The organism is Vibrio sp. 10N.286.48.B8 (genome assembly GCF_003050085.1).
In the GTDB taxonomy this organism is placed as follows: domain Bacteria; phylum Pseudomonadota; class Gammaproteobacteria; order Enterobacterales; family Vibrionaceae; genus Vibrio; species Vibrio crassostreae.
The window spans coordinates 102661-126992 of record NZ_PIGD01000015.1 but is presented as its reverse complement, the minus strand read 5'-3'; the positions used below and the strand labels follow the sequence as shown (position 1 = coordinate 126992).

The 24332-nt window shown below is 45.9% G+C and carries 24 protein-coding genes; all 24 read left to right on the top strand.

Translation table 11 applies throughout. The annotated features are described in order from the left end of the window. Nucleotides 1-691, top strand: a 691-nt coding sequence (locus CWO08_RS17175; RefSeq protein ID WP_108020823.1) for a flagellin, incomplete at its 5' end; no start/stop codon positions are given. A 733-nt stretch (nucleotides 692-1424) separates the two neighbouring features. Continuing rightward, nucleotides 1425-2555, top strand: a complete 1131-nt coding sequence (locus tag CWO08_RS17170; protein ID WP_048661527.1) for a flagellin — start codon at nucleotides 1425-1427, stop codon at nucleotides 2553-2555. A gap of 81 nt (nucleotides 2556-2636) precedes the next feature. Beyond that, complete coding sequence (gene flaG, locus CWO08_RS17165) at nucleotides 2637-3062, top strand: flagellar protein FlaG (protein ID WP_108020822.1); 426 nt, start codon at nucleotides 2637-2639, stop codon at nucleotides 3060-3062. Nucleotides 3063-3084: 22 nt separating this feature from the next. Beyond that, nucleotides 3085-5112, top strand: a complete 2028-nt coding sequence (gene fliD, locus CWO08_RS17160) for a flagellar filament capping protein FliD (protein WP_102432856.1) — start codon at nucleotides 3085-3087, stop codon at nucleotides 5110-5112. A gap of 3 nt (nucleotides 5113-5115) precedes the next feature. Next, on the top strand, nucleotides 5116-5421 hold the full coding sequence (locus tag CWO08_RS17155) for a flagellar protein FliT (protein WP_048661524.1): 306 nt from the start codon (nucleotides 5116-5118) through the stop codon (nucleotides 5419-5421). A gap of 12 nt (nucleotides 5422-5433) precedes the next feature. Continuing rightward, entirely contained in the window at nucleotides 5434-5844 is a 411-nt protein-coding gene (gene fliS / locus CWO08_RS17150; RefSeq protein WP_004736194.1) for a flagellar export chaperone FliS, read from the top strand. A 228-nt stretch (nucleotides 5845-6072) separates the two neighbouring features. Beyond that, nucleotides 6073-7539, top strand: a complete 1467-nt coding sequence (locus CWO08_RS17145; protein WP_108020821.1) for a sigma-54 dependent transcriptional regulator — start codon at nucleotides 6073-6075, stop codon at nucleotides 7537-7539. Between the two features lie 184 nt (nucleotides 7540-7723). Continuing rightward, nucleotides 7724-8767 carry a PAS domain-containing sensor histidine kinase gene (locus CWO08_RS17140; RefSeq protein WP_048661522.1) on the top strand — a complete coding sequence of 348 codons (1044 nt, stop codon included), beginning with the start codon at nucleotides 7724-7726 and terminating at the stop codon, nucleotides 8765-8767. 30 nt (nucleotides 8768-8797) lie between these two features. Beyond that, nucleotides 8798-10207: a sigma-54 dependent transcriptional regulator gene (locus CWO08_RS17135; RefSeq protein ID WP_017060685.1), complete on the top strand. Its 1410-nt coding sequence runs from the start codon at nucleotides 8798-8800 to the stop codon at nucleotides 10205-10207. A gap of 132 nt (nucleotides 10208-10339) precedes the next feature. Then, a complete protein-coding gene (gene fliE / locus CWO08_RS17130) occupies nucleotides 10340-10651 on the top strand; it encodes a flagellar hook-basal body complex protein FliE (protein WP_017060684.1) in 312 nt (103 codons plus the stop codon). A 16-nt stretch (nucleotides 10652-10667) separates the two neighbouring features. Then, the gene (gene fliF / locus CWO08_RS17125) at nucleotides 10668-12410 is read left to right on the top strand and encodes a flagellar basal-body MS-ring/collar protein FliF (RefSeq protein ID WP_048664320.1); all 1743 of its coding nucleotides are present in this window, start codon (nucleotides 10668-10670) and stop codon (nucleotides 12408-12410) included. Beyond that, entirely contained in the window at nucleotides 12403-13464 is a 1062-nt protein-coding gene (fliG, locus tag CWO08_RS17120) for a flagellar motor switch protein FliG (RefSeq protein ID WP_048661520.1), read from the top strand. The genes fliF and fliG overlap by 8 nt, the downstream gene beginning before the upstream one ends. A 124-nt stretch (nucleotides 13465-13588) precedes the next feature. Then, nucleotides 13589-14389 carry a flagellar assembly protein FliH gene (gene fliH / locus CWO08_RS17115; protein ID WP_048661519.1) on the top strand — a complete coding sequence of 267 codons (801 nt, stop codon included), beginning with the start codon at nucleotides 13589-13591 and terminating at the stop codon, nucleotides 14387-14389. Continuing rightward, nucleotides 14389-15708: a flagellar protein export ATPase FliI gene (gene fliI, locus CWO08_RS17110; protein WP_017060680.1), complete on the top strand. Its 1320-nt coding sequence runs from the start codon at nucleotides 14389-14391 to the stop codon at nucleotides 15706-15708. The genes fliH and fliI overlap by 1 nt, the downstream gene beginning before the upstream one ends. A 19-nt stretch (nucleotides 15709-15727) precedes the next feature. Then, entirely contained in the window at nucleotides 15728-16165 is a 438-nt protein-coding gene (gene fliJ, locus CWO08_RS17105; RefSeq protein ID WP_048661518.1) for a flagellar export protein FliJ, read from the top strand. A gap of 182 nt (nucleotides 16166-16347) precedes the next feature. Beyond that, the gene (locus CWO08_RS17100; protein WP_108020820.1) at nucleotides 16348-18486 is read left to right on the top strand and encodes a flagellar hook-length control protein FliK; all 2139 of its coding nucleotides are present in this window, start codon (nucleotides 16348-16350) and stop codon (nucleotides 18484-18486) included. Between the two features lie 89 nt (nucleotides 18487-18575). Continuing rightward, nucleotides 18576-19064, top strand: coding sequence for a flagellar basal body-associated protein FliL (gene fliL, locus CWO08_RS17095; RefSeq protein ID WP_048664313.1), 489 nt, complete (start codon nucleotides 18576-18578; stop codon nucleotides 19062-19064). A gap of 7 nt (nucleotides 19065-19071) precedes the next feature. After that, the gene (fliM, locus tag CWO08_RS17090; RefSeq protein WP_048661515.1) at nucleotides 19072-20115 is read left to right on the top strand and encodes a flagellar motor switch protein FliM; all 1044 of its coding nucleotides are present in this window, start codon (nucleotides 19072-19074) and stop codon (nucleotides 20113-20115) included. 28 nt (nucleotides 20116-20143) lie between these two features. Beyond that, nucleotides 20144-20554 carry a flagellar motor switch protein FliN gene (gene fliN / locus CWO08_RS17085; RefSeq protein ID WP_004739851.1) on the top strand — a complete coding sequence of 137 codons (411 nt, stop codon included), beginning with the start codon at nucleotides 20144-20146 and terminating at the stop codon, nucleotides 20552-20554. Then, complete coding sequence (gene fliO / locus CWO08_RS17080) at nucleotides 20554-20994, top strand: flagellar biosynthetic protein FliO (RefSeq protein WP_048664311.1); 441 nt, start codon at nucleotides 20554-20556, stop codon at nucleotides 20992-20994. The genes fliN and fliO overlap by 1 nt, the downstream gene beginning before the upstream one ends. Continuing rightward, complete coding sequence (gene fliP, locus CWO08_RS17075) at nucleotides 20981-21910, top strand: flagellar type III secretion system pore protein FliP (protein WP_181360054.1); 930 nt, start codon at nucleotides 20981-20983, stop codon at nucleotides 21908-21910. Before fliO ends, fliP begins: the two co-directional genes overlap by 14 nt. Before the next feature lie 11 nt (nucleotides 21911-21921). Continuing rightward, nucleotides 21922-22191: a flagellar biosynthesis protein FliQ gene (fliQ, locus tag CWO08_RS17070; protein WP_029235191.1), complete on the top strand. Its 270-nt coding sequence runs from the start codon at nucleotides 21922-21924 to the stop codon at nucleotides 22189-22191. A gap of 6 nt (nucleotides 22192-22197) precedes the next feature. Then, nucleotides 22198-22980 carry a flagellar biosynthetic protein FliR gene (gene fliR, locus CWO08_RS17065; protein ID WP_017060672.1) on the top strand — a complete coding sequence of 261 codons (783 nt, stop codon included), beginning with the start codon at nucleotides 22198-22200 and terminating at the stop codon, nucleotides 22978-22980. 9 nt (nucleotides 22981-22989) lie between these two features. Next, on the top strand, nucleotides 22990-24120 hold the full coding sequence (gene flhB, locus CWO08_RS17060; protein ID WP_048661512.1) for a flagellar biosynthesis protein FlhB: 1131 nt from the start codon (nucleotides 22990-22992) through the stop codon (nucleotides 24118-24120). The last annotated feature ends 212 nt before the right edge of the window (nucleotides 24121-24332 follow it).

The following is a 24332-nucleotide window of genomic DNA, read 5'->3' as shown; positions in this document are numbered from 1 at the left end:
AATCGGTGCGGATAACGGTGAAGCGGTAATGCTTCAACTGAAAGACATGCGCTCTGATAATGCTCAGATGGGTGGTAAGAGCTACCAAACTGAGAACGCGAAAGACAAAGATTGGAACGTTCAAGCTGGCTCTAACGACCTAAAACTGTCGTTCACTGATAACTTCGGTCAAGCACAAGAAATCGACATCAGCGCAAAAGCGGGTGACGACATCGAAGAGCTAGCAACGTACATCAACGGTCAACAAGACTCTGTGAAAGCGTCTGTAACTGAAGATGGTAAGCTACAAATGTTTACTGGTAACAACAAAGTTGAAGGCGAAGTGGCATTCTCTGGTAGCCTTGCTGGCGAACTAGGCATGCAACCTGGCAAAGACGTAACGGTTGATACTATCGACGTAACATCAGTTGGTGGCGCACAAGAGTCTGTAGCGGTTATCGATGCGGCACTTAAGTATGTCGACAGCCACCGTGCTGAACTGGGTGCTTTCCAAAACCGTTTCGACCACGCTATCAGCAACTTAGACAACATTAACGAAAACGTTAATGCATCTAAGAGCCGTATTAAAGATACCGACTTCGCGAAAGAAACGACTCAGATGACTAAGTCTCAGATCCTTTCTCAAGCTTCAAGCTCGATTCTTGCTCAAGCGAAGCAAGCACCGAACTCGGCACTTAGCCTACTAGGTTAATCGATTGAAAGGCCACGTTGACTATAAGTAGTTTTGATCATAAGCGTTAACGTTAGGCTTCCACAAATTAGCTCGTGGTGAGAGATGAGCGCTAAACAGACCCAGCTTCGGCTGGGTTTTTTATTGCCTGAAATTTGGTGAAGGTGTATTTGGAAAAGTGTAGTGCGGGTAAACAGAAGCGAAAGCGAGATTCCCTATCACGCTCGTTCCTCACTGTAGGGAATGACGGGATCGGGAAATGATAATTTCATCGCTTATTGTACCGAAGCTACCTTTCGTCATTCCAGAACCGAGTAAAACGAGGTATCAGGAATCTGACTTTTAATGAGCGGACTTGTTTAGTTCTCGCTTATCATTCTAGGGAGTGACGAGCTACTTATTGGTCGATGAGAAGATTCATCGTCATCCCAGAATCGAATAGAACGAGATCTCAGGGATCTCTTTTGGTTTTATATTCAACACCACGCTCAATAATCAAGAAAACGGGAAACTTTAGCGAATGTCGCCCTATTAATTGAAGCCCGATCACACTTTCCTTTGTTGTTGAAAAGAATATGAAAAAAAGCGCATTTTTTATTAAAGCTTCTAATTAAGGGGCCGTTAAAGGGATTGAGAGAAATGATATGTACCAATGTAAGGTGAGAGAGACACTGGTGCATAAACAAAATTGACATGTATTTGTGTGAGGTGAGAGTCACATAAGTACATTAAAAATGCCTAAAGGAGATCAACTATGGCGATTAATGTAAGCACAAATGTGTCTGCAATGACGGCTCAGCGCTACCTAAATAGCGCGGCTGAAGGTACTCAAAAATCAATGGAGCGTTTGTCTTCTGGCTATAAAATCAATAGCGCAAAAGATGATGCTGCTGGCCTACAAATCTCTAACCGCTTAACGTCGCAAAGCCGTGGCCTAGATATGGCTGTGAAAAACGCGAATGACGGTATCTCTATTGCACAGACAGCTGAAGGTGCAATGAATGAGTCAACCAACATTCTGCAACGTATGCGTGACCTTTCTCTTCAATCTTCAAATGGTTCAAACAGCAAATCTGAACGTGTTGCGATCCAAGAAGAAGTCTCTGCTCTAAATACAGAACTTAACCGTATTGCTGAAACGACCTCTTTTGGTGGTAATAAGCTTCTTAACGGTACTTACGGCAGCCAATCTTTCCAAATCGGTGCAGATTCTGGTGAAGCAGTAATGCTGACTATGAACAACATGCGTACCGACACTCAAGACATGGGTGGTAAGAGCTACGGCGTTACAGAAGGCAAAGATGCTTCTTGGCGTGTAGGTGCTGGTGCTGACTTAACGATCAAATACAACGATAAGTTTGGTGAAGCACAAGAGTTGTCTATTTCTGCGAAGGAAGGCAACGATATGGAAGAGCTAGCAACTTACATCAACGGTCAAAGCCAAGACGTTAAAGCGTCGGTAGGCGAAGGCGGTAAACTGCAACTTTTCGCTTCAAGCCAAAAAGTTGATGGTGATGTTGAGTTCGGTGGCAGTCTTGCTGGTGAATTAGGTATCGGTGCAGGTAAAGACGTTACTGTTAACGATATCGACGTAACATCGGTTGCAGGTGCAAACGAAGCGGTATCTATCATTGATGGCGCACTAAAATCTGTTGATAGTAACCGCGCATCTCTTGGTGCTTTCCAAAACCGTTTTGACCATGCAATTAGCAACTTAGATAATATTAACGAAAACGTTAATGCGTCTAAGAGCCGTATCAAAGATACCGATTACGCGAAAGAAACAACAGCTATGACTAAGTCTCAAATCCTACAACAGGCGAGCACTTCTATCCTAGCTCAAGCAAAACAATCACCATCAGCAGCTCTAAGCTTATTGGGCTAAACTTACCTCGGTAAGTAGCGGTAAACTCTACTCTGGGTAGAGTTTTACTGTATGGCTCATAAAGGAGGGAGGGAGAGTGTTATGGAAATATCATCCAACGCATCGAACATCCAGCCTTATGGCTCACCTAATGGCATTAAAATTGCAAGCGATGAAGGTAGTAGTGCGTCGAGTATTTCGCGACTAAAAGAAGCAACATCTTATGGCACGGTAGAGAAATCGAAAGAGGAAGCTACCGAAGCAGCGATTCAATTAGCTCAACATAGACAAGAGCTAAATGATGAAGAGCGAGTCAAAATGGTGGAGAAGGTAAACGAGTTTATCTCCTCCCTCAATAAGGGTGTTGCCTTTAAGGTCGATGAAGAGTCGGGTAGGGATGTGGTGACCATTTATGAGACCACAACCGGTGATATTATTCGCCAAATACCCGATGAAGAAATGCTTGAAATTCTAAGACGCCTAGCAGCCCAAAACTCAAATAGTCGAATATTTGAGGTGAAGGTTTAAGTCGTATTATTGAGGTGGTTTAATGAGTTTTGGCCCAATGGGGATTTCGTCTGGCATGGATATCAATTCCATGGTCAGCAAAATTGTTGATTCGGAGCGTGTACCTAAACAGCAACGAATTGACAATGAACGAACGCGAATCGATACCAGCATTAGTGCCTATGGAAGACTCAGAGAATCCCTCGATTCGATGAAAAACCTGATGACAAACTTTCGTCAGGAAAAAGCTTTCGCTGTGCGAACAGTGGAAAGTACTGATGAAGCTCTTGTCTCTGCAACCGCGACTACCGAAGCGATCGCTGGCAAATATGCCATCGATGTGTTGCAGCTTGCCCAAAGCCATAAAGTGGCTTCTGATGTACTGTCAGAGGACATGAAATTTGGCCCAGGTAAGCTGCAGGTTTCGCTTGGTGATGACAGCTTTGATGTGCAAGTTGGCGACAGATCGAAACTTATCGATGTTGTTCGCAGTATAAACGGTGCAGATAGCAACCCAGGCGTTCGTGCATCTATTATCAACGATGTTGAAGGCCCACGACTTATCGTTGCCTCGAATCAGTCTGGTTCAGACCAGCAGATCAGCATCAACGTTGAGTCAGATGCCGCTAATCCCCTAAAAAAACTCGAATACAAAACTCTTGAAGAGCGCGTTAAAGCTTTAGAGAAAGCGCGCCTTGCAGCTCAAGATGTTCTTGCTCTAACTCCTGCAGGAAAAGCCGCACAACTCGTTGATGACGTGATTTCGAACGATGATCCAAATGCGAGTGAAACAATCGATGAAGACGGTAATGCCCTTCCTGCATCCCAGACCGACGCTACTTCATTAGCTGATGAAGGCTCTCAAAGCCTTAGCTACGGTGAGCAAGCCGCCGCCGACGGACAAGCTGCCCTTGATGCAGCTAAAGCGGCAAAATCTGTCATGCCGGAAGACAATATCCCAGGTTGGACGGAAACTGCATCTGGTACGCTTCTTGATTCTTACTACACACCTGAACTTGAGCTTGATGAAAAAGCGATAGAGAAAGCTCCTGATGTGCCGGGGTGGTCAAATGCTGCTTCAGGTACGTTGACAGATTCTTACGTGACGCCAAAAGAAGCCCAGCAAAAGCTAGAGGCTGAACAAGCGCGTATCGAAGAAAAGATCTCACAAGAAAAAGCAGAGCTCGCTGAGAAAGTTCAAAAAGGCGAATTGACCGCTGAACAAGCCAAAAAAATTGAACGTGCCAAACTCGATCCGGAAGAGCGTGAGCAATTAGAGAAGGTCGATAAAGCACAAGCTGATCTTGCTCAGGCTCAAGAGTCTTTCGATACCTACAGTGGTATGACGGAAGTTCAAGCCGGACAAGATTCAATGGTTGTCTTGGATGGCGTTGCTCAGCTCTCAAGTAACAACAATGTGATTGAAGATGCCGTGGAAGGCATCGATATTACGGTAAAAGGAAAAACACCTAAAGATAAGCCGCCGGCAGAAATTGGTGTGGAGTACGACCGTAATAGTGTTCGCCAAGACATTGAAGCTTTTGTTAATTCTTATAATCAGTTTTACCAAGTGTCTAAAAACTTGGCGGGTGTTGACCCAACGACTGGCCAAAAAGGCCCGCTGTCTGGTGACAGTACCGTGCGTAACGCCGACTCACGATTAAAAGGTGTGTTCTCATCAAGCATTGAAGGCGCGCCTGATAACCTAAAATCTTTGACCGAGTTTGGTATCACGACCACAAGACAAGGCTCGTTAGAAATCAACTACGACATGCTTGACCGTCAACTTAACAATAACTTTGATAAGTTGGGTGAGTTCTTTGGTGGCAACAACGGCTTCGCTAAAAAAGTGGAAGACGCGATTCAAGGCATTACAGGTATCACGGGTTCAATCCGTACTCGAGAAAAGAGCTTGGTCGAGCAAAATTACCGCCTAGCAGATGACCAAAGCGCGCTTGACCGCCGCATGGACAGCCTTGAGAGCCGTACCCACTCTAAGTTTACGGCCATGCAAGATGCGACCAGTAAGATGCAATCTCAGTTGGGCAGTATGATGAATGCGTTGGGCTAATAGATGAATAGCCAGCTAAAAGAGCTTTGTGAACTCGATCAATTAATTCTCTCTAAGCTTGAATTTAGTGAAATTAATGCTGAAGAAATAACGCTGCTTGTCGATAACAGAGAACAGTTATTGCAAAACGTGCTTCAAATAATCGACTCACACCCCGACGTTAAGCAAAGTTCTGAATGGTTTGAAGCCATTATCAGAACCAGAAAATTAGTCGAATTGATGCAGTCTGAGACGAGTCGAGTAGGTAAGGCCCTACACAAATATCGTCACGGTGCTAAATCAGTTCAACAATACAAAAAGTTTTTATAGAAGAGGTTTACTATGCGCGGTTCTTTACAGGCATATAAAAAGGTATCAGTGGATAGTCAGCTAACGGCTGCTTCACCGCATAAGATTGTACAGATGCTAATGGCAGGTGCTATCGAGCGTTTGATTCAAGGTAAAGCGGCAATGCAAGCGGGTAACATCCCGGTGAAAGGTGAGCGACTTGGTAAGGCTCTAGATATCATTATTAGCCTACGCAGTTGCCTATCTATGGACGATGGTGGCGATATTGCGAAAAACCTAGATCAACTTTATGAGTTCATGATCACGCAAATTTCTGCGGCAAATCACAAAAATGACCCACAGCCTATTGATGATGTTATCGATATTATTCGCGAAATTAAGAGCGCTTGGGACCAAATTCCGAACGAATATCACAACTTGACGTCTGCTGACGTAGGTATTTAAAGAAAAATTGCAGTTTTAACCAATCTCATATCCCTTAATTGGTTGGTTGCCTTATTTTTTTAATCAAATAAAATAGAAGCCATTAGATAGCCTAATGGCTTTTTTCGTTGCTGATTTCCTAAATTTGTCCACGTAGACCATAATCATTGATACTTTTCATTGTTTTATAGACTACGTCGCTCACCGTTTTTCCGCATCGCACCAAAATAAAGGCAATAATTCCTACTTATGCAAGGTTTGGCAAAACTGCTTGTCGTCGACGATAGCGCTCAAGATCGTCACAATTTAAGCACAATATTAGAGTTTGTAGGAGAGAGCTGCGAAGTAATCAGCTCTGAACAAGCACGTAAAGTTGACTGGTCACTACAGTGGGCCGGCTGCATTATTGGTACCATTAAAGGTAAAGGCTTCAACGCATTACTGAACGAAAAGCTTGTTCACGCCAATCACATCCCTTTACTGGTGATTGGCAAAAACAATCACCCGGTTGACGAGTTGACTAACTATGTTGGTGAGCTTGAACTTCCTCTTAACTACCCTCAATTAAGTGATGCATTAAGACACTGTAAAGACTTCTTAGGTCGCAAAGGTGTTCAAGTGGTGTCTTCGGCACGCAAGAACACTCTATTTCGTAGCCTAGTAGGACAAAGTGCTGGCATTCAAGAAGTACGTCACTTAATTGAACAAGTCTCTTCTACGGAAGCGAACGTGCTGATTCTTGGTGAATCTGGTACCGGTAAAGAAGTTGTAGCGCGTAATATTCACTATCACTCTAAACGTCGTACTGGGCCTTTCGTGCCGGTAAACTGTGGTGCTATCCCACCAGATTTACTTGAGAGTGAATTGTTTGGTCATGAGAAGGGTGCGTTTACTGGTGCGATTACCGCACGTAAAGGTCGTTTTGAATTGGCTGAGGGTGGCACACTGTTTCTTGATGAAATTGGCGATATGCCAATGGCGATGCAAGTTAAGTTGTTGCGTGTACTGCAAGAGCGATGCTTTGAACGCGTCGGTGGTAACAGCACCATACAAGCTGATGTTCGTGTGATTGCGGCAACCCACCGCAACCTTGAAGATATGATCGATGATGATTTGTTCCGTGAAGATCTTTACTACCGCTTGAACGTGTTCCCAATCGAAATGCCGGCGCTTCAGGACCGTAAAGAAGATATTCCACTGTTGCTTCAAGAGTTGATGACTCGAATGGAAGCGGAAGGCAGCATGCCTATCTGCTTTACCGCTCGTGCGATTAACTCTCTAATGGAGCACTACTGGCCAGGTAACGTTCGTGAATTAGCGAACCTGGTTGAGCGAATGGTTATCCTGTATCCAAACAGCTTGGTTGATGTGAATCACCTTCCAACTAAATATCGATACAGCGATATTCCTGAGTTCCAGCCTGAGTTTAATAGCTTTGTATCTGAAGAAGAGCAAGAGCGTGATACACTTTCCGACTTGTTCGCAGAAGATTTCAGCTTTGATCAGCAAGATGAACTTGCCGACAACGCCAATGCACCTCAAGAGTTACCGCCAGAAGGGGTTAACCTGAAAGAGTTACTCGCGGATATGGAAGTGAATATGATCAATCAAGCCTTGGAAGCGCAAGGAGGCATTGTTGCCCGTGCTGCTGACATGCTTGGAATGCGCAGAACCACTCTGGTTGAAAAAATGCGTAAATATAACTTGCAGCGATAGTGTCCAGTTTTAGATGAAAACGAAAAACTAGCACACACTTTTTAGCTATTTGGCAATTCTAGCTAAGTGAACAGATAAACCATAGTCGAGTTGTTGCTTGCTTAACTATGTGATAAATATAGCAAATAGCCTGACTCGTGTTATACGTCTCAGGCTGTTTTAGTATTTGAGGCAAATTTTTGACATGCACGTATCGAACGAACCAGAAAATCAATCACACCTAGATTCTGTTGAGCAGCAGGTTGAACGCTATAAGCAAGTACTCGATGTAATGCCTGCAGGGGTTATCTTGTTAGATACTCATGGCGAAGTAAGAGAAGCGAACCCTGAAGCGCACCGTATCCTTGGGGTTGAGTTGGTTGGTGAGAAGTGGTTTTCAGTGATTCAAAGTGCCTTCGACCCAAAAGACGATGATGGTCATGAGATCTCATTAAAGAACGGTCGAAAGGTACGTTTGGCCATTTCAGCCTCTACTACAGGTCAGCTGATTTTGATTACCGACCTGACAGAAACTCGTCTATTGCAGTCTCGAGTGAGTGATCTTCAACGCTTGTCTTCGTTAGGTCGAATGGTGGCTTCGCTTGCTCATCAGGTCCGTACGCCGTTATCTAGTGCGATGCTGTATGCATCAAACCTTGCCGCGCCGAATCTGCCGCCGGCAACAAAAACGCGTTTTCAATCTAAGCTTATGGATAGATTGCATGACTTAGAGAAGCAAGTGAATGATATGTTGTTGTTTGCCAAAGGTGGCGATAATAAGGTGGTGAAACCTTTTACCGTGGCTGAATTGATTACCGAATTTCACCCTATGGTGGAAGCGGCATTGAAAACCAGTCAGATTGATTATTGCCAGGAAGTTGAGGGCGAACAGACTCAAATGTTTGGCAACGCCAACGCCATCGCTTCAGCGTTAAGTAACTTGGTTTTGAACGCGGTTCAAATTGCGGGTAAAGAATCGCAGATTGATGTTTTTTTTAGACCCGTAAACGGCGAGCTTAAGATATCAGTGCAAGACAGTGGGCCGGGCGTACCGAAAGAGCTTCAAGGTAAAATCATGGAACCCTTCTTTACCACTCGTTCGCAAGGTACAGGTCTAGGCTTAGCGGTTGTACAAATGGTATGTCGTGCACATGAAGGCCGACTTGAATTGATATCAGAAGAAGGGGACGGCGCATGCTTTACCATGTGCTTGCCGCTGGAAAGAAGTGCTTCTTCTGAAAACGAATAAGTTTTAACTGAATTTACACTGGAGAATCCTATGGCTCAAAGCAAAGTGTTAATCGTCGAAGATGATGAAGGTCTACGCGAAGCCCTTGTCGACACGCTCGCGCTTGCTGGCTATGAATGGCTGGAAGCGGATTGTGCGGAAGATGCTCTGGTCAAATTAAAGTCTAACTCCGTTGATATTGTCGTATCTGATGTTCAGATGGCAGGCATGGGTGGTTTGGCACTATTGAGAAATATCAAGCAGCATTGGCCAAATTTGCCTGTGCTGTTGATGACAGCTTATGCCAACATCGAAGATGCCGTTGCTGCAATGAAAGAGGGCGCCATAGACTATATGGCAAAGCCATTTGCGCCAGAAGTTCTGCTAAATATGGTGAGCCGTTATGCTCCCGTAAAATCGGATGATAATGGCGACGCTATCGTTGCCGATGAGAAAAGCATCAAGTTAATGATGTTGGCTGATAAGGTGGCTAAAACCGATGCCAACGTCATGGTATTAGGCCCAAGTGGTTCTGGTAAAGAAGTGATGTCTCGTTACATTCACAATGCCTCTAGCCGAAAAGATGGCCCGTTTGTCGCGATTAACTGCGCGGCGATCCCAGACAACATGTTAGAAGCGACTCTGTTTGGTTATGAAAAAGGCGCATTTACTGGCGCGATCCAAGCTTGCCCAGGGAAGTTCGAGCAAGCGCAGGGCGGCACTATTTTGTTGGATGAGATCAGTGAAATGGATCTTAGCCTACAAGCCAAACTACTGCGTGTATTGCAAGAACGCGAAGTTGAGCGGTTAGGTAGCCGCAAGAGCATCAAATTAGACGTCCGCGTATTAGCGACCAGTAACCGTGATCTAAAACAGTATGTTTCTGAAGGGAACTTTCGTGAAGATTTATACTATCGCCTGAATGTATTCCCAATTTCTTGGCCTCCGCTTTGCGAGCGTAAAGGTGATATTGAGCCTTTGGCCAAGCACTTAGTTGAGCGCCACTGCACCAAGCTTGGTATGCCAGTGCCAGTGATGTCGGCACAAGCGATCAGCAAACTCGTCAATTATCCGTGGCCGGGAAATGTTCGTGAATTAGACAACGTGGTACAGCGTGCGTTAATATTGAGCGAACAAGAGAACATCTCTGGCGAGCACATCCTTCTTGAAGGTGTTGATTGGCAAGACGCAAGCAGCCTACAACAAATCGTCGAAGGCAGTGATGTTGCTGCGCCAGAAATCAAGCCTATTGCCGAAGCAAACCCAATTAATAAAATCGCGGCTAGCAGCGAGGGGTTAGGTAATGAGCTTAGAGATCAAGAGTATGCGATCATTCTTGAAACCCTGATAGCATGTAATGGCCGACGCAAAGATATGGCTGAAAAACTGGGGATTAGCCCTCGTACATTGCGTTACAAGCTGGCGAAAATGCGCGATGCTGGAATAGATATCCCAAACTGAGGATAGATTAGTAGTGTCAGCTTTCTGACTAGTGTAATACGATATCTAGTCAATTTAATGTGTGGCACGCTAATTGCTCTGTCAATAATACAGCTAAATAGATGGTCATAATTTTGACTCCTGAGGTAGTAGATGAGAATAGATGGTTTACAAGGCGAAATGCAGGCGATGATGGTCGAAGCTGCCAGCGCGCGTCCCGCAGCAACGGGGCAAGCGGTCGGTGCAGATTTTGGCAACATGCTGACTAATGCCATCAATAATGTGAACTCATTACAAAAGACCTCTGGTGATCTTCAAGCTCGTTTTGATAGTGGCGACCAAAGCGTATCCCTATCGGACGTGATGATTGCTCGTAATAAATCTAGCGTGGCTTTTGAGGCGACGATCCAAATTAGAAATAAATTGGTCGAATCGTACAAAGAGCTGATGAATATGCCGGTATAAGTTGGGTAGTTAAATAGTGGCAGATAATAGTCAAACAACAGATTTAACCGTAAGCGATAGCAACGACCACGCACTTATTGCAGGCTCTGAGCTAGACGGAGAAGGGCAAAATCCCGATCTAGGTGAACGCAGTTCATCGAAGTTCGATATGGCTGTCGGTGATCTCGATTTACTCCGTCAGGTCGTATTAGTCCTTTCTATCTCTATCTGTGTAGCGCTGATTGTGATGCTGTTTTTCTGGGTGAAAGAGCCAGAAATGCGTCCACTAGGGGCTTACGAAACAGAAGAATTGATCCCCGTTCTTGATTACTTGGATCTGCAAAAGATCGAGTACACGCTTGAAGGCAATACCATCTCAGTACCGGCGAGTGAGTACAACTCATTGAAGCTTAATATGGTACGAGCGGGTTTGAACCAAGAGCGAAACGCGGGTGATGACATCCTCATGCAAGACATGGGCTTTGGTGTATCACAACGTTTAGAACAAGAACGCCTTAAATTAAGCCGTGAAAGACAGCTTGCCAAAGCGATTGAGCAGATGAAACAGGTGCGTAAAGCTCAGGTTTTACTGGCGTTGCCGAAGCAAAGCGTGTTTGTGCGTCACAATCAAGAAGCCTCCGCTTCCGTATTCCTAACCCTTAAAACCGGCAACAATCTTAAGCAACAAGAAGTCGATTCTGTTGTTGATATGGTCGCTAGTGCCGTTCCGGGAATGAAAACCTCACGTATTACGGTAACCGATCAGCATGGTCGATTGTTGAGCTCAGGCTCTCAAGACCCAATGTCTGCAGCGCGTCGTAAAGAACACGAGTTAGAGCGCAATCAAGAACAGGCTCTACGTGAAAAAATTGATTCTATTCTGATTCCTATTCTTGGGTTTGGTAACTATACCGCTCAGGTTGATATTCAGCTCGACTTCAGTGCAGTGGAACAAACCCGAAAGCGTTTTGATCCGAATACACCTGCGACTCGAAGTGAATACACCTTAGAAGATTACAACAACGGTAATACTGTGGCGGGTATTCCTGGAGCTTTGAGTAATCAGCCACCTGCTGATGCCTCAATCCCACAAGATGTTGCTCAGATGAAAGACGGCGCAATGACGGGGCAAGGCTCGGTTCACAAAGAAGCGACCCGAAACTTTGAGTTAGACACCACCATCAGCCATGAACGTAAACAGAGTGGCACGGTGAATCGCCAGACGGTATCGGTAGCGATCAAAGACCGTCAATCGTTGAACCCAGATACGGGCGAAGTGGTTCATACTCCAATCCCTGCCAGCGAAATCAACGCGATTCGTCAGGTATTGATTGGTACTGTTGGATTTGATGAAAGCCGCGGCGATTTACTGAACGTGTTAAGCATGCAGTTCGCACCACAAGTGACAGATGTTGTGGCAGATGTGCCTATCTGGGAGCATCCAAACTTTAATGATTGGGTTCGTTGGTTTGCGAGTGCCTTGGTTATTATTGTGGTGGTATTGGTACTTGTTCGCCCTGCAATGAAGAAACTGCTTAATCCTGCAGCTGACAATGATGATCAAATGTACGGCCCTGATGGCATGCCAATTGGTGTCGACGGCGAAACCAGCTTAATTGGTGGTGATATTGAAGGTGGTGAGCTGTTTGAATTTGGTTCAAGCATTGACTTGCCAAACCTTCATAAAGACGAGGACGTGCTGAAAGCAGTACGTGCACTTGTAGCGAATGAACCAGAGCTAGCAGCTCAAGTAGTTAAGAATTGGATGGTAGATGGCTAACGAAATAGTTCCACAACAAACTGAAGGCGGTGAAGTGCTTGATGTCTCTAGCGTGGATATCGGCTCTATCTCAGGCGATGAGCGCGCTGCGATCTTGTTGCTCAGTTTAAACGAAGAAGACGCTGCTGGTATTATTCGTCACCTAGAGCCAAAGCAGGTTCAGCGTGTCGGTAGTGCGATGGCGCGAGCTACGGATTTATCTCAAGAGAAAGTCGGCGCAGTGCACCGTGCTTTCTTAGATGATATTCAGAAGTACACCAACATTGGTATGGGCAGCGAAGACTTTATGCGTAACGCATTGGTGGCTGCTCTGGGTGAAGACAAGGCGAATAACCTTGTCGATCAAATCCTTCTCGGCACAGGTTCGAAAGGTTTGGATTCGCTTAAGTGGATGGATCCTCGTCAGGTGGCGAGTATCATCATCAACGAACACCCTCAAATTCAAACGATTGTTTTGTCGTATCTCGATGCCGATCAATCGGCTGAGATTCTGTCACAGTTCCCAGAGCGTGTTCGTCTGGATCTAATGATGCGTATTGCGAACCTTGAAGAAGTTCAACCGTCAGCTCTTGCTGAACTGAACGAAATCATGGAGAAACAGTTTGCGGGTCAAGCGGGTGCTCAAGCTGCCAAAATTGGTGGCCTGAAAGCTGCGGCTGAGATCATGAACTACATGGACAACAACGTAGAAGGTGTCTTGATGGATCAAATCCGAGATCAAGACGAAGACATGGCAACCCAGATTCAAGATCTTATGTTTGTCTTTGAAAACCTAATTGAAGTTGATGACCAAGGTGTTCAGCGACTGCTGCGTGATGTTCCACAAGACATTCTACAGAAAGCGCTTAAAGGTGCTGATGATGGTCTACGCGAGAAGATCTTCAAGAATATGTCTAAACGTGCTGCCGATATGATGAGAGACGATATTGAGGCGATGCCGCCAGTGAAAGTCTCTGATGTGGAAGCGGCTCAGAAAGAGATATTGGGTATTGCGAGGAAGATGGCAGACAGTGGCGAGATTATGCTGTCTGGTGGCGCCGACGAGTTCCTTTAATACAGAAACCTCAAAGCCCCACACTGTTGGGGCTTTTCTTTATCCAATCTCGAACCACAGATTAACTCCGTTTAACTGTTTGAATTTACAATGCAGTTGGATGCACTCATAGATAGGTACTGATATGTCAGGTGATAGAAAACGCGGCTTCCTTCGCCCTGAAGAAGATAATACGGTTGCCCAACCTCAGAAATGGGGGCTACCTGACTATACCTCTGATGTGAATAAACAAGCCAAAGAAACGGCCTTTAACTACGATCCTGGTTGGATGCCAACGGTTGAAGAAGCCATTGAAGATGAAGAGCTGGTTCTAACTGAAGAGCAGATCGAGCTGATCAAACAAGGTGCTTATCAGGAAGGCCTTCATCAAGGGCAAGAGGCTGGTTTTAAACAAGGTTACGAAAAAGGCAAAGAAGAAGGGTTTGCCGCTGGCCATGAAGAAGGCAATCAAGCTGGTAAGCTTGAAGGCGTGACCGCTGGCCAAGAGTACATTCAGCAACAAGTGGCCATCTTTATGGGGCTTGCCAACCAGTTTGCTCAGCCACTAGAGCTGATGAATGCTCAGGTTGAGAAGCAGCTGGTAGACATGGTACTGACCATGGTCAAAGAAGTGGTTCATGTTGAAGTGCAAACCAATCCACAAATCATATTAGATACCGTCAAAGAGTCGGTAGAGTCCCTGCCAATTTCTGGTCATGCAATTACATTGAAGCTTAACCCGGAAGATGTGGCGATCATTCGCTCTGCATATGGTGAAACAGAATTGGATTGCCGTAATTGGACGTTAGTTGCGGAGCCCGCACTTAATCGTGGTGATGTACAAATCGAAGCGGGTGAGTCGAGCGTTAACTACCGCATGGAAGATCGCGTGAAAAACGTCATTCAAAACTTCTGCGGCGCAAACCGTCACCAAGGTCATGAGTAATGCTTGAGTTAGCGAACCGTCTCAGTCAGTACAAAGTCGAAGGGCTAAAATCGCGACCAATTGCATCTGGTAAGTTAGTCCGTGTTGTTGGCTTAACGCTTGAAGCGACTGGCTGTAAAGCACCAATCGGCAGTTTGTGTTTAGTTGAAACTATGTCTGGTCAGATGGAAGCCGAAGTTGTCGGTTTCTCTGGCGATAATCTATTCTTGATGCCGAGCGAACAAATCACCGGGATCTTACCTGGCGCTCGCGTCACGCCAATGACCACCGAAAGTGGTATCCCTGTAGGAATGGAACTGCTTGGTCGAGTGATCGACGGCGTCGGTAATCCACTCGACGGCCTAGGTCCAATCTATACCGAGCAACGTGCTTCATTCAATGCTGAGCCAATCAACCCGTTAGCACGCAAACCGATTTCTGAACCCCTTGATGTTGGATTAAAAGCCATTAATGGATTGTTAACCGTGGGTAAAGGACAGCGTATCGGTCTGTTCGCAGGTTCTGGTGTCGGTAAATCCGTAACTCTGGGCATGATGACTCGAGGCACAACTGCGCAAGTAGTGGTCGTAGGCCTAATCGGTGAGCGTGGACGAGAAGTTAAAGAATTTATTGAAGAGATTCTTGGAGAGGATGGTCGTAAGCGATCTGTAGTGGTCGCGGCTCCTGCTGATTCATCGCCATTGATGCGACTGAAAGGCTGCCAAACCGCACTGGCCGTCGCCGAGTATTTCCGAGACCAAGGCTTAGATGTTCTGTTGTTGATGGACTCATTGACCCGTTTTGCTCAGGCTCAACGTGAAATTGCTCTGTCTGTGGGTGAGCCGCCAGCAACCAAAGGTTATCCGCCATCAGTATTCGCCAAGCTTCCTGCGCTGGTGGAACGTGCGGGTAACGGCAACGATGAACAAGGCTCTATCACGGCTTTCTTTACCGTGTTAACCGAAGGCGATGACTTACAAGATCCGATTGCGGATGCGTCGCGAGCGATTCTCGATGGTCACGTTGTATTGTCGCGTGAGATGGCCGATGCGGGTCATTACCCTGCGATCGATGTCGAGAAATCCGTCAGTCGTGTTATGCCGCAAATTACCACTGAAGAACATGTTTTGATGTCGAAAGCGGTAAGGCAAGTGCTGTCTATTTGTCGTAAAAACCAAGATTTGGTTTCGATTGGTGCTTATAAGCCAGGAACTGACCCTGCAATTGATAGTGCCTTCACTTTGAAGCCGAAATTGGACGAATACTTGCAACAGAAGATGAAAGAAACTGTCCCGTACGACATGTGTGTCAACATGTTGAAGCATGTATTGGGTGGCTAACGAGTGAATAAGGTTAGTCATGGATAACGCATTAGAATTTTTGCTCGATCAAGCTAAAGATCAAGAGAACCAAGCCGTACTTGCGCTTAACAAAGCGAACTCTGAGCTGCAAGGTTACTATGAGCAGGTTGCGCAGATTGAAAAGTATCGACTTGATTACTGCCAGCAGCTTGTCGACCGTGGTAAGGCTGGCTTAACGGCGAGTCAATATGGTCACTTGAATCGTTTCTTAACCCAGTTAGATGAAACATTATCCAAGCAGCGAGAAGCCGAGCACCACTTTAAAAATCAAGTCGACAATTGCCAAAACTACTGGATGGAGTTACGAAAAAAACGTAAATCCTACGAGTGGTTGATGGAGAAAAAGCAAAAAGAAAAAGCAAAGTTGCAAGACCTAAGAGATCAAAAGCAAATGGATGAGTTCTCGACGCTGTTATACAGCCGAAAGAAGATGTGATCCTAAGCCACGAATGACGCAGGTGCTGCTCTCGATATTGTGAGAACAGAACTTATAGGCATGTTTCTTGCTCCGTTTTATATAAAATTGCGCGTTATGCCCACCAAAGGCATAAAAAGCACCCGACTTTCTTTTTGTTGCCTGGTTCATGGCAGCAAAGCTAGTAGATAGAGCTTGTATATATGAATGTTAGTCTTTCCTCAAATTCAGCGGCCAACAAAACGTCATCGTTGTTGGACACCGGTTCTGCCTCTTCCAAGGTAGAAGAAACCGGAGACTCTAAAGGTTTCTTTGAATCCTTTAAGGAAGCGCTCGGCTTTGAAGAAAGTGACAGTAAAGCTGCAGTAAAAGACTCAGAAAGCACCACAAAATCTGATGCTAAACAGGCCTCTACCGAAGGTGAAGCGTCAGCTGAAGCGGATAAAGGTGATTCAGCCGAATCAAAGGCTACTGAGGAAGTGAGCGAAGCGCAAAGCAAGCAAGCAGCTTCAGGAGTAGAGGGTGACAAAGCCACAGATAAAACATCTACAGAGGCAGCGTCTGATTCCGCGGCTCAGCTCAAAGCCCATTCGAGCGCTGATAGCACTGTCGCTGATAACAATGTCGCAGATAAGGCGGTTGGTAAAGACGCGCAGGCTACGACTAACGATTCGAAAGAACAGGTTGCTCAACCCCAAGAGCAGGCTTCATCTGCGGTAGATGAGTCTAAGCAGGCATCGCAAGCAAGTGCCGCGATGAATGAAGGTAATAAGTTGCTTGGCCAGTTGGATGAGGCAAATAAAACGCTGAATCAGACTCCGAACGGCAAAGCCTTGCCACAACAGTCTCAGTTCAACCAAGCTCAAGGTAATATCCCAGGAGCTTCAGTTGCTGGTCTTTCAGTTGCAGGTGAAGCGGGTAAGCAAGTGAGCCAAGCCAATGCAGCGAATCAAGGTAGCGCTCTAGAAGTTGATTCTGAAATCGCTGTACTTACCGGAGGTAAGGGTGTTTCTCAGCTGACTGATGATGAAATCCGACAGTTGATGGATAAAGGCGTCACTCCAGAACAAATTGAAGCCAGTATGAGCCGAGAGCTGAGCCAAAAGAATGCAGCTAGTGCGGTTGCTGCCGATCAGAGTCAAGCATTGTCAGCCGCGGATATTGAACTGGCAAAGCAAGTAGATGCCCATACCAAAGCGCTAAACCAATTGAATGGACAAATCGAATCAGAGCAGTCTGTTGTCGATAGCTTGCTTCACAAGCAACAAAGTGGTGCTAAGTTGACGGTTGATGAGCAAGCCGCTTTGGCTAAAGCGACCTCTAACCTAGACCTGTTGAATCAACAGCTCGCAAACGTTCAACAACAAGCAACAGCTCTGCTAAGTCAAGCTCCGGCTGCGAACAGTGCGTCTGGTGAACCCGCTGCTATCGATTGGGATAATACGGATTCAAGCGAAACTAAAGCCTTAGCTGCGGCAGCATCAACAGCAGCTGTAGCGACGGCGGCACAACAAGTGTCAGCGCAGGCCGCTTCTCAATCAGCAAACAATGCTCTTACGGATAAGGCGGCAATGCTGCACGCCAATAATGCGCACGCGGCCCAACAGGCAGCGGCTCAACAAGCCAATCTTTCTTCACCTCAACAGCAAGCTGCGTTAGACCCTGCTTTAACTGCACAAGGGGTGGCGATGAATGCTGCGCCTGCCGCGACCAAAGCAGGTTCAACGGACATGTTACTTAAAGCCGGAGCTGGTGCAGCGGCACTGTCTGGTCTTGGAAAAGCGAGTGCTAAGGAAGATTCTAAAGATTCGACCTTTGCTCAGCAGATCGCTTCTGCTGCGGGTGTTCAAGGCGCTGCCACCGCGGGTTCTGCGCCAACTCGAGCTGAAATTCAAGCTGCTCAACAAGCGCCTTTGCAGCTTACTAAAGAAGTCGCGAACGAGCAGGTAGCGGAAAAAGTACAAATGATGATGTCTAAGAACCTTAAGAACTTGGACATCCGCCTCGACCCACCAGAGCTGGGTCAAATGAAAATTCGAATGACCATGAATAATGACGTGGCAAACGTGCACTTTACTGTGAGCAATCAGCAGGCGAGAGATGTGATTGAACAAACCTTACCTCGGTTGAGAGAGATGTTGGCTCAACAAGGGATGCAGCTTGCTGATTCGTCAGTTCAACAACAGAACTCTGGTCAGGGGCAGGAGAGGTACAACAGTGGTGAGCAACAATCCGGCGCTAACCGCACAAATGATGGTCAAGGTGACGAAAACCTTGATAGTGGCAGCAATCTTGAATTGAATGTCTCATCAAAGCGTGATGGAATTAGTTATTATGCCTAATATCAGGCTAAGAAGACTAAGTTAATAAAAACATCAGTTAATATAAAGAACCGTTAGTTAATAGAAAGAACAGGAAGTTAGAGTAAGATATGGCCGAAGAACAAGATGCACCTAAAGGGAAGAGTAAGCTCCTCATCATCATTATAGCGGTAGTCGTTTTACTGCTTGGTATCGGTGGTGCTTTGTTCTTTTTCTTAGGCTCCGATGATAGTGCCTCTGAATCTCAGTCTCAGCCAGCCACTGCTATGGTCGCTGCAGAGCCAGTTATGTATGTTAATATTCCTCAGCCCTTCTTGTTCAATGTGACAGGTGATAAAAAAGATCGCCTAGTGCAGATAAAAGCACAGCTGATGGTACGAGGCAGCAAGAATGAAGACTTGGCTCGCTATCACTCTCCTCTTGTAGAAAGTACGCTACTAGCAACGTTCGCTTCGGCCACGGTCGATCAATTGCGCTCTCCAACCGGACGAGTTGAACTGCGAAACAAGGCGACTGAAGATATTAAAGCAAGTCTGGCTCAAGCTGTTGGCCAGCCTGTGATTGAAAAAGTGCTATTCACTGACTTCGTAATTCAATAGGTAATTTGTGACCGATTTATTAAGCCAAGACGAAATTGATGCGCTGTTACATGGCGTTGATGATGTTGAAGACGTAGAAGATGTCTTAGAAACCGAGAATGACAGTGCGGTCAATTTCGACTTCTCATCTCAAGATCGAATCGTCCGTGGTCGAATGCCGACCCTTGAACTTATTAACGAGCGCTTCGCACGTCATATGCGGATTAGCTTGTTTAATATGTTGCGTAAAACGGCTGAAGTGTCGATCAACGGCGTACAGATGATGAAGTTTGGTGAGTATCAAAACACATTGTATGTACCCACCAGTTTAAATATGGTGCGTTTCCGTCCGTTAAAAGGTACGGCGCTGATCACCATGGAAGCACGTCTTGTTTTTATTCTTGTAGAGAACTTTTTTGGTGGTGATGGTCGTTTCCACGCCAAGATTGAAGGCCGTGAATTCACGCCGACTGAAAGACGTATTATCCAGCTGCTGCTGAAAATTGTTTTTGAAGATTACAAAGAAGCTTGGTCTCCAGTGATGGGGGTTGAGTTTGAATACCTGGATTCTGAAGTGAACCCAAGTATGGCGAACATTGTGAGCCCAACAGAAGTGATCGTTGTGAGTTCGTTCCACATCGAGGTAGATGGCGGTGGTGGTGACTTCCACGTTGTGATGCCTTATTCAATGGTTGAACCGATCCGTGAACTGCTTGATGCGGGTGTTCAATCTGACAAAATGGAAACCGACGTTCGTTGGAGTACCGCACTGCGTGATGAAATCATGGATGTGCCGGTTAACTTTCGTGTGAACCTTCTAGAGCAAGATATTTCTCTGCGTGATTTGATGGAGCTGCGTCCCGGTGACGTCATTCCAATGAACATGCCTGAGCACGCAACGATGTTTGTCGAAGAACTGCCGACCTACCGTGTGAAAATGGGGCGTTCTGGTGAGAAGCTTGCGGTACAGATTTCTGAAAAAATTCAAAGACCCCATGTGGTTAAAACTGATCTCGCTTTTCTAGGCAAGGACTTAATGTCTGAACTAGAAAACAGCGATGATGACGAATAGAAAATAGATAAAAGTATAGGAATTGGTAATGGAACCTAGTGAAGATCAAAAGCTAGCAGACGAATGGGCTGCAGCACTTGGTGAAGATCCTTCAGCACCGTCAATTGATGTTGATGACGTGCTTGCGGCACCACTTGATGAGCTAACTGATTCATCATCTCCGATTTCTGAAGATGAGCGTCGTAAGCTGGATACCATCATGGATATTCCAGTGACTATCTCAATGGAAGTTGGCCGCTCTCAGATCAGTATCCGTAATTTACTTCAGTTGAACCAAGGTTCGGTCGTTGAGCTAGATAGAATTGCTGGTGAATCACTGGACGTAATGGTCAACGGTACCTTGATTGCTCATGGTGAAGTTGTTGTGGTGAACGACAAGTTTGGTATTCGTTTGACTGACGTTATTAGCCAAACAGAACGAATTAAGAAGCTGCGTTAATGAGCTTTTTGTCTCAAAGACTGGCGAGCTCTTCTCTCGGAATGACAAAGCTGTTAAGAGGGGGCTTGGGAGTAGGGCTATTAATTGTTCCCTCCATTGCCTTTGCTGCAACGCCGCCATCTCTCGATTTAGCGACCACTTTTGGGTCGCTAATTTTCGTTATAGCCTTCATCTTATTTATTGCTTGGCTACTCAAGCGCATGCAAGTGCCTGCAATGTCGAATCAGCAAGGCTTGGCGATTGTTAGGCAGATTCCTGTAGGTACTAAAGAACGCATCGCTATTGTTCAAGCGGGTGATGAGCAGTTCTTAGTCGGGATTACCACGCAATCTATTCAGCTAATTTCTAAGCTCGATAAACCTCTTACTCAGGAGATGCTGGAAAAAAGTACATTTTCAAGTCAGCTTTCCCAGCTAATAAAAAAAGATGCAAACAAGTAACGGACTTTTGAACTCATCTTACGTTTGCCAAAGCGGAGCTTTCCGAATGGTTAAAGTGTTGTTGGTTCAGCTCACTCTTCTCTGCTCACTCGTATTCAGTATGTCGGTATTTGCACAGACTGAAGATGGCACCGTCATTCCTGCGAATACCGCTGGCTCAGAGTCGGTAACCATCAGCACGATGGAACAAGACCAAGCCAAATCGACAACCATGACCACGGGCAGCTTAACTGGCAATGGTGGCGGCATACCTGCCTTTACCATGACAACCAATGCCAATGGCGGTGAAGACTACTCGATAAACCTTCAGATCTTGGCGTTAATGACCATGCTTGGCTTCTTGCCAGCGATGGTGATTTTGATGACCTCGTTCACCCGTATTGTTGTGGTGATGTCTATTTTGCGTCAGGCGATGGGTTTACAACAAACACCGTCTAACCAAGTGATTATTGGTATCGCAATATTTTTGACCTTTTTCATTATGTCGCCGGTAATCAATCAGGTTAACGAACAGGCGGTTCAACCTTATCTCAATGAACAGATATCGGCACGACAGGCATTCGATGTTGCCCAAGGTCCGATCAAGTCTTTCATGCTTAAACAGACTCGAATCAAAGATCTTGAAACCTTTGTTGAGATCTCTGGTGCTGAAGTGGCCAACCCTGAAGATGTCTCTATGGCGGTTCTGATTCCTGCGTTTATCACATCGGAATTAAAAACGGCTTTCCAAATCGGCTTTATGTTGTTCTTACCGTTCCTAATCATCGACTTGGTGGTGGCATCGGTATTGATGGCCATGGGTATGATGATGTTGTCACCGATGATTGTATCGCTGCCGTTTAAGTTGATGTTGTTTGTTCTTGTTGATGGCTGGAACTTGATCCTCTCCACACTCGCCGGCAGTTTTGCCTTGTAGCTGGGGGAATAATGAATCCTGAAATATTCGTAGAGTTGTTCCGAGATGCCCTTTGGATGGTATTAATCATGGTTTGCGCCATCATTATTCCTAGCCTGCTGATCGGTTTGGTTGTGGCTGTTTTCCAAGCCGCGACCTCAATCAATGAACAAACACTGAGTTTCCTGCCGCGTTTGATAGTAACTTTGTTGGCGTTGATGCTATTTGCACACTGGATGACCCAGATGATGATGGAGTTCTTTTTCGAACTCATCGAACGCTTGCCGCAAGTTCTGTATTAGACCGATATGGAATACCCAACGAGCCTTGTACTAGAGTGGTTAGCCAATTATTTTTGGCCATACACTCGCATCTCAGCGATGCTGATGGTGATGACGGTAACAGGGGCACGCTTCGTGTCGCCGCGTATTCGTCTGTATTTAGGTTTGGCTATCACCTTTGCCGTGATGCCCGCAATTCCTGCTGTTCCCAAAGAGATCGAACTGCTCTCTTTCCAAGGGTTCTTAACGGTGTTTGAGCAAATCGTGATTGGTGTTGCCATGGGCTTTGTTACTCAGTTTATGATTCAGACCTTCGTCATGCTCGGCCAGATCTTGGGTATGCAATCTAGCTTGGGCTTCGCCTCAATGGTTGACCCCGCTAACGGACAGAATACGCCAGTACTTGGTCAGTTGTTCATGTTGCTTGCGACCATGTTTTTTTTGGCGACAGATGGTCACTTGAAAATGCTGCAGTTGGTGGTGTTCAGTTTTAAGACTTTGCCGATTGGCAGTGGCTCTCTGACTTCGGTCGATTTTCGAGAACTCGCGTTGTGGCTCGGTATCATGTTCAAAACGGCATTAGCAATGTCGTTGTCGGGCATTATCGCGCTACTAACGATTAACCTTTCTTTTGGTGTAATGACGCGTGCTGCACCTCAGTTAAACATCTTTTCTTTGGGTTTTGCATTTGCGCTACTCGTGGGTCTGTTACTTTGTTGGTACATCCTTGGCGGCTTGTATAGTCACTATGAGCTATTCTGGATGCAAGGCGAACAACAGATATGTCGTCTAATCCGGTTAGATTGCTAGGGGACTGAAATGGCAGAGTCAGACGGTCAAGAACGCACAGAAGACGCCACGCCCAAACGCTTGCAACAGGCCAAAGAAAAAGGGCAGGTTGCAAGGTCGAAAGAGCTAGCGTCGGCGTCGGTACTGATAGTAGGTGCGATTGCATTAATGTGGTTTGGCGAATCGATGGCGAAGGCGTTGTTCGAGGCTATGCAACGTCTGTTTTCTCTGAGCCGCGACGAGATTTTTGATACCAATAAACTCTTCGAAATTGCCGGTGGTGCACTGGTGAATTTGCTGTTTCCGCTGTTTTTGATCCTGATAACCTTATTCGTTGCAGCAGTCATTGGTGCGGCGGGTGTCGGTGGGATTAACTTTTCAATGCAAGCCGCGATGCCAAAGGCGTCTAAGCTCAATCCACTCAGTGGTATCAAGCGTATGTTTGGCCTACAAAGTTGGGTTGAACTTCTCAAATCTATTTTGAAAGTAGCTCTTGTATCAGGCATGGCCATTTATCTGATTCAGGCCTCTCAGCATGATTTAATGCAGCTGAGCATGGATGTTTATCCGCAGAATATCTTTCATGCTTTGGATATCTTGCTCAACTTTATTCTTTTAATCAGTTGCTCTCTGCTTATTGTGGTGGCGATTGATATCCCGTTCCAGATCTGGCAACACGCCGATCAATTGAAGATGACCAAACAAGAAGTCAAAGACGAATTCAAAGATACTGAAGGTAAGCCGGAAGTGAAAGGGCGAATTCGTATGCTTCAAAGGGAAGCGGCTCAACGTCGAATGATGGCTGATGTTCCTCAAGCGGATGTGATTGTGACCAACCCAGAGCACTTTTCCGTGGCATTGCGCTATAAGCAGAATCAAGATAAAGCGCCGATTGTGGTTGCCAAAGGTGTCGACCACATGGCGATGAAAATCCGAGAAATTGCGCGCGAAAACGACATCTATATTGTTCCAGCGCCACCATTGGCGAGGGCGCTTTATCACACCACTGAGCTAGAACAACAAATTCCTGACGGTCTGTTTACGGCAGTTGCGCAGGTACTTGCATATGTTTTCCAGCTTAAGCAGTACCGAAAACGAGGAGGGGAGAGGCCAAAACTGCAAGATTCTAATATGCCGATCCCACCTGATTTACGTCATTAGATCAATTGCTTGAGCTCTGCGTGATGAACCTTGATAATAGCGAGCTAGCTAATCTTCTTTTTATTGAGGTGATGGCGATAATTTGACGTGAGATGTTGGTACAGTGTTTGCTGTAGTAAGCCTGAACATTATAAGCCCATAGCAAAACAGCCCTGACTAAGATCTAATCCACTTCTTCAGAGAGCTACAACATAGCGAAACTGTCTAGATTT